This is a genomic window from Rhodoferax sp. (assembly GCF_023701345.1).
Taxonomy (GTDB): domain Bacteria; phylum Pseudomonadota; class Gammaproteobacteria; order Burkholderiales; family Burkholderiaceae_C; genus Rhodoferax.
In genome coordinates this window covers 1-5,883 of record NZ_JAMPXE010000166.1, presented here as the reverse complement: position 1 = coordinate 5,883, position 5,883 = coordinate 1, and the positions used below count along the sequence as shown (strand labels likewise).

Sequence of the window (5,883 nt, the reverse complement as noted above, 5' to 3'; positions counted from 1 at the left end):
AACCGGCCACATTGACCACCGCCACGTTGGCCACCGACAGAATCACGTCACCCTGGCGCAAACCCGCGCGCGCCGCCGCACCGCTGCTGGCATTGACCTGCACGCCAGCTTTGATCTTCAACTCCTTCTTGACGGCATCGGTCAAATCGCTCAATTCGAGGCCCATCGTCTGAGCCATTTTGGATTCCATGGCTTTAGGCGTTTTCTCAGGGGTTTTTGCTGCTGTTTTGTCAGGCTCGATCTCGGCTATGGTGACTGACAAATCCTTGCTCGCGCCACGGCGGAACACCGTCAGCGCACTCTTGACGCCCGGCTTGGTACTGCCCACCATGCGTGGCAAGTCGCTGGATTTTTCAACTTTTTTACCCTCGAACCTGATGATGATGTCACCAGCTTCGACGCCCGCCTTGTCGGCCGGACCACCGGTTTCAACGCCGCGCACCAGCGCACCATAAGGCGTACCCAGGCCGCTCGACTCTGCCACTTCCTTGCTCACCTGTTCAATCTGCACGCCAATACGGCCCCGCGTGACGCGCCCGGTGGCGCGCAATTGTTCGCTCACGCGCACCGCTTCATCCATCGGAATCGAGAATGAAATGCCCATGGAACCGCCCGAGCGGGAGTAAATCTGGCTGTTGATGCCCACCACTTCACCACGCATGTTGATCAGCGGGCCGCCTGAGTTGCCCGGATTGATGGCCACATCGGTCTGGATAAAAGGCAAATAGTCACCCGTGTCACGCTGCTTGGCGCTGACAATGCCGGCCGTCACGGAGTTTTCCAAGCCAAACGGCGAGCCAATCGCCATCACCCACTCGCCCACCCGGAGGCGACTCACGTCACCCACCTTGACTGCAGGCAGGCCGGTGGCCTCAATCTTGACCACCGCCACGTCGCTGCGCTTGTCGGCGCCGATGATTTTGGCTTTGAATTCACGCTTGTCAGTGAGCGTCACGAGCACCTCGTCAGCCCCATCGACCACATGGGCATTGGTCATGATCATGCCGTCCGAGGTCAGAATGAAGCCAGAACCGACACCGCGCGGTTGCTCTTCCTGATTGGGTTGCTGGCCATGTCCGGGCGGCGGACTCTGCCGAGGGCCATTGGGAATATTGGGGATCGGCAGGCCAAAACGGCGGAAAAACTCCAGCATGTCCGGATCAAACTGGCCCCCTGGAGCAGACCGGGGCGAAACTTTTTCCAGCGTCCGGATATTGACCACGGACGGCCCGACCTGTTCCACCAGATCTGTAAAGTCAGGCAGTACGCGCACCTGGGCAACAGCCGGCGTCATGGGCAACAGCACAGTGGATACCGTGGCAGCCAGGGCGGCACTGAGGGCACAGGCAGACAAAGCTTTTAAGTTGAATCGAATCATGATCGGCCTTTTTTAAAAACACACAGAAATTTGGAGACTCATTTGTTTCTTTCAAGCCCTTGGACAAAAATAGCCAGGGTTGTTGCCGGCACCTCGCCCACGGCCGTGATCCACCAGGACCCCAGGCGCCGCGTCAGCATATGGGTGGCACCCATGGCCAATTGCTCATGCGGCACCATGCTGCGGTGTCGCGCGGCGTCAAAGCTTTCTATAAACAGCGACACCGACGCCAGGCCGTCCGAAAAAACCCATTGCAAGGTGTTGGCGCTTGCCCCTGGTTGAGTTGCGCTTACGCGCTTCTGGCAAGCCATGGGTTGAAAGCCAGCCACCTGGCCTTTGAACGACCAGCCCTCCTGCGCCGCCGTGGTTTTGACCAGTTCCGGCTTGTGCACCTTGAACCCCTCGGTGTTGTCCATCAGGGCCGCCAGCCTGGCCATGCTGACCGGCTCTCCCAATTGCAATTCTGAAAATGCCGCCTGTTCCAGCACACCCTGGGCAGCATCAAGGGTTTGCAGCTTGACCACCACACCGGTTTCACGTTCGGTCCAGACCTTGTAACCAAACCGCAATGCATCGGCCGGCACCAAATGCACCACATCCGAGACATAACCGGCAACACGTTCCTGCCCAAGAACTTTCAGCCCGTAAAGCCGGGCAATCGACGAGTCGGCCCGGTTCAGCAAATTGGGAAACAGGCCGAACGACTCTCGGGTTTCAGAAATGACCACTCGACGCTCAGGCAAAAACGTGACCACCCGGTCATTGCGCCGAAACGTGGTGCGGGCCACGCCGGTAAGGGCTTCTACCCGCTCCATTTGCTGTTGGCCGTCGCACACATGCCAGATGCGCGAGGACGATATGGTGTCACCCGCAGTCACCACAAAGGTCCCCACATAAGTCTGTTGCCTGGCGGCATCGTGCAAGCGCATCAGCCAGCGACTGATGGGTGCGTCTTCAGCCTTGATTGCCTGGGCGGCTGGCGGGCTGGGCTCGCCTTGCGCCCAAGCCATGTTGACATTGAAAGCCAGGCTCAATGTCAGTAAAAAAACTTTGCGCCAACTCAACGTGCACTCTCTTCAAAGGTGGCGTTGCGCAAAAAACCGGTCGGCGTTTGCAATGCCGAGGTGCCGCCAAACTGACGATGCGCCGCCAGTAAGGCATCAAGCTGCGGATCACGAATCATGACCTGTGCTGCGCTTATGGTGGTGGCCCCCGCCGGTGCGCCCGACTGCGCCAGCGGGGATGCTGTGGATTGAACGCTGGGAGGTACGGCGGCCAGTTGCGTACCCGGTGAAGCCTGGCCCTGAAAACCTTGCCAGGCGACCACCGCCACCATGGCGATCGAGGCCAAGCCCACCACCAACCGCCACCGCTGGTCATTGGCGCTGGAAACGGTGGCTCCAGGAAGCACCGCATCAGGCGCCTGTTGCAAAGCCAATGGCACGGATTCCTGTTGCAGTCTGGCGCGCAGTCGCACGACAAAGTCGGCATCATGGGCACGCACGTCGGCCTGCCCGGTGCGCATGACATCGCCCAGAACATGGTAGCTGTGCCAGCGCTGGCGCGCCTCGCTGCTGCGCTCCAGATGCGCCATGGCCCGGGCAAATTCGGCGTCGCGCAATTGCCCATCGACCAAGGCCGAAACCAACTCACTGTTTTCAATCAAGCTGTCTGTCATGCTTTTATATGCCTCTGCCATGATGCCTTGTCCCTATCCGAACCACTGTTTTTACCAACGCTTGCCCGTCTGCCTTTCCAGCATGGGTCTCACCTTGCTGGACACAGCCTCGCGCGCCCTGAAGATACGCGAGCGCACAGTGCCTAAAGGGCAATTCATCACGTCAGCAATTTCCTCGTAACTCAAACCGTCTATTTCGCGCAGGGTCAATGCCTGTTTCAAATCGTCAGGCAAGGCCGCCAGCGCGTCGTTGACCGCCTGGCCAATTTCCTTGGCCGCCAACACCGACTCGGGTGTTTCATCTGTGCTTGGTTCATTTCTGCGTTGAAAAGTTTCATCGTCCTCGTCATTGGCTTGCATGGCGCTATGCAAAACAGCAGGATCATGCTTGAGTTTGAGCAAAAACCGCTTGGCGGTATTGACGGCAATACGGTAGAGCCAAGTGTAGAACTGGGCATCACCACGGAACTGGTGCAGCGCCCGGTAAGCACGAATAAAGGTTTCCTGGGCAATGTCTTCCACCAGATTGACGTCGCGCACCATGCGCCCAATCAGCCGTTCAATGCGGCGCTGGTACTTGATAACCAGCAGTTCGAAGGCGCGCTGGTCACCGGCGACTGCCCGCTCCACCAGCATGGCATCACTGTCGCCGGGTTGCGGCGCTTGGTCTGAATCGGGTTTTTGGTCAACCGGCATTCAAGCCTCTGGCGACGCAGGATTGAACAGCGCACGGCGCAAGGCCAGCCAGCGATCAGGCTGCGTCCGTTGTGCGGGCCAGAGCCAAACCGCTGTGCCGCTTTGCTGCCGAAAACAAAGCAGCAAACTGTGCTGCGCATCCAGAATCACCTGCGGACGCTCCAGCAGGGTGGATGCACCAGCAGGCCAGTGCCAGCCCTGGCCATCCCAAACCAGTTGCGTCCGGGGGGTGTGCAAAACAGACCAAAACGTCCAGGCACCGACAAGCAGCCAAAGCAACAAGCCAAGCAGATGATCGGCACCATGCGCGACCGATAACAGCCACCAGGCGCCTTGGGCGACGGCGCCCGCCAGCACCACGGCCAGCGTCAAGCCAGTCTGAAAAGGCGAACGCCCCACCGGATAACTCACGGCCGGGGCGTTGTACATGGTTTGTGACGCTGAAGCAGAAACGTCAGGGTGCCCGCTTGAAAACCAGGGACCCGTTGGTGCCACCAAAGCCAAAGTTGTTTTTGACAGCCACGTCAATCTTCATGTCACGCGCAGTATTGGCGCAGTAATCCAGGTCGCATTCAGGATCCTGGTTGAAGATATTGATGGTGGGCGGGCTCTTTTGGTGATGCAAGGCCAGCACCGTGACCACGGATTCCAACCCTCCGGCGCCACCCAGCAAGTGGCCCGTCATGGACTTGGTGGAGTTGACCACCACGTTCCTGGCGTGGCTGCCCAATGCAGCCTTGATGGCGTTGGATTCATTGACATCACCCAGCGGCGTGGAGGTGCCGTGGGCATTGACGTAGTCCACCTGGTCGGCATTGAGGCCGGCATTGGCCAAGGCGCTGACAATGGCGCGGCGCGGCCCATCCATGTTGGGCGCGGTCATGTGACCGGCGTCGGCGCTCATGCCAAAACCGGCCAGCTCGGCGTAAATTTTGGCGCCGCGCGCCTTGGCGTGTTCGTATTCTTCGAGCACCATGACGCCGGCACCTTCGCCCAGCACGAAACCGTCACGGTCGGTGTCCCAGGGGCGCGATGCGGTGGCGGGATCGTCATTGCGGGTGCTGAGGGCGCGCATGGCGGCAAAGCCTCCCACGCCCAGCGCCGACACGGTGGCCTCGGAACCACCGGCGACCACCACATCGGCGTCACCGTATTCGATCATGCGCCCAGCCTGACCGATGCAGTGCAAGCCGGTGGTACAGGCGGTCACAATGGCCAGGTTCGGGCCTTTGAAGCCGAAACGGATCGACACATGGCCGGCAATCATGTTGACAATGGTGGACGGCACAAAGAAAGGCGAAATCCGGCGCGCACCGCGCTGAACAAATTCGGTGTGCACGTTTTCGATCATGGGCAGGCCGCCAATGCCGGAGCCGATCACACAGGCAATGCGCGTGGCCAGTTCTTCACTCAGATCGTCGCCGGTGGGCAAGCCGGCGTCAAGCACGGCCTGAGCCGCCGCTGCAATGCCAAAGTGAATGAAGGTGTCCATGGTGCGCGCCTCTTTGGCGCTCATGTAGGACTCGATGTCGAAACCTTTGACCTCAGCTGCGATCTTGCAGTTGAATGTGGAAGCATCAAAATGGGTGATCAAACCCACGCCGGACTGACCAGCCAACAAATTGGTCCAGGTCGTGTCTACCGTGTTGCCAACGGGACTGACACAACCCAAACCAGTAACGACAACGCGACGACGAGGCATATTCATAAGCAGTCAGTGGTTCGTACGAATAAAACCTCACCCCATGACAGGGTGGGATCGGGATTGGGTACCGCCAGCACACAACGACCCGTCAACGACCGGCGTGTGATGCTGACGTTAGCGACACCCTCTGCGGATGTCAGCTTTCAGGATTACGCTTTTTTGTGGTTGGTAGCGTAGTCAACGGCATTTTGCACCGTGGTGATTTTTTCAGCATCTTCGTCTGGAATTTCAATGCCAAACTCGTCTTCAAGTGCCATCACGAGTTCAACGGTGTCCAGGGAATCTGCGCCCAGATCGGCCACGAAGGCTTTTTCGTTGGTGACTTGGGATTCTTCAACACCGAGTTGTTCGGCAATGATTTTTTTAACGCGTGCTTCAATATCGCTCATGGGTTCCCTCAAAGGGTTGTGAAAAGATCCGTGATTT

At 58.8% G+C, this 5,883-nt stretch carries 7 protein-coding genes; all 7 read right to left on the bottom strand.

The annotated features are described in order from the left end of the window. On the bottom strand, positions 1-1,378 hold a 1,378-nt coding region (locus NDI87_RS16005), incomplete at its 3' end, for a Do family serine endopeptidase (protein ID WP_296276478.1). A 38-nt stretch (positions 1,379-1,416) separates the two neighbouring features. Beyond that, positions 1,417-2,442, bottom strand: coding sequence for a MucB/RseB C-terminal domain-containing protein (locus NDI87_RS16000; RefSeq protein WP_296276476.1), 1,026 nt, complete (start codon positions 2,440-2,442; stop codon positions 1,417-1,419). Continuing rightward, a complete protein-coding gene (locus NDI87_RS15995) occupies positions 2,439-3,056 on the bottom strand; it encodes a sigma-E factor negative regulatory protein (RefSeq protein WP_296276474.1) in 618 nt (205 codons plus the stop codon). The genes NDI87_RS16000 and NDI87_RS15995 overlap by 4 nt, the downstream gene beginning before the upstream one ends. Before the next feature lie 51 nt (positions 3,057-3,107). After that, positions 3,108-3,752, bottom strand: coding sequence for an RNA polymerase sigma factor RpoE (gene rpoE / locus NDI87_RS15990; RefSeq protein ID WP_296276472.1), 645 nt, complete (start codon positions 3,750-3,752; stop codon positions 3,108-3,110). Further along, the gene (locus NDI87_RS15985) at positions 3,753-4,181 is read right to left on the bottom strand and encodes a hypothetical protein (RefSeq protein ID WP_296276469.1); all 429 of its coding nucleotides are present in this window, start codon (positions 4,179-4,181) and stop codon (positions 3,753-3,755) included. Positions 4,182-4,206: 25 nt separating this feature from the next. Continuing rightward, on the bottom strand, positions 4,207-5,454 hold the full coding sequence (fabF, locus tag NDI87_RS15980; protein WP_296276480.1) for a beta-ketoacyl-ACP synthase II: 1,248 nt from the start codon (positions 5,452-5,454) through the stop codon (positions 4,207-4,209). 152 nt (positions 5,455-5,606) lie between these two features. Next, positions 5,607-5,846, bottom strand: coding sequence for an acyl carrier protein (gene acpP, locus NDI87_RS15975; RefSeq protein WP_296160201.1), 240 nt, complete (start codon positions 5,844-5,846; stop codon positions 5,607-5,609). Positions 5,847-5,883: the final 37 nt, after the last annotated feature.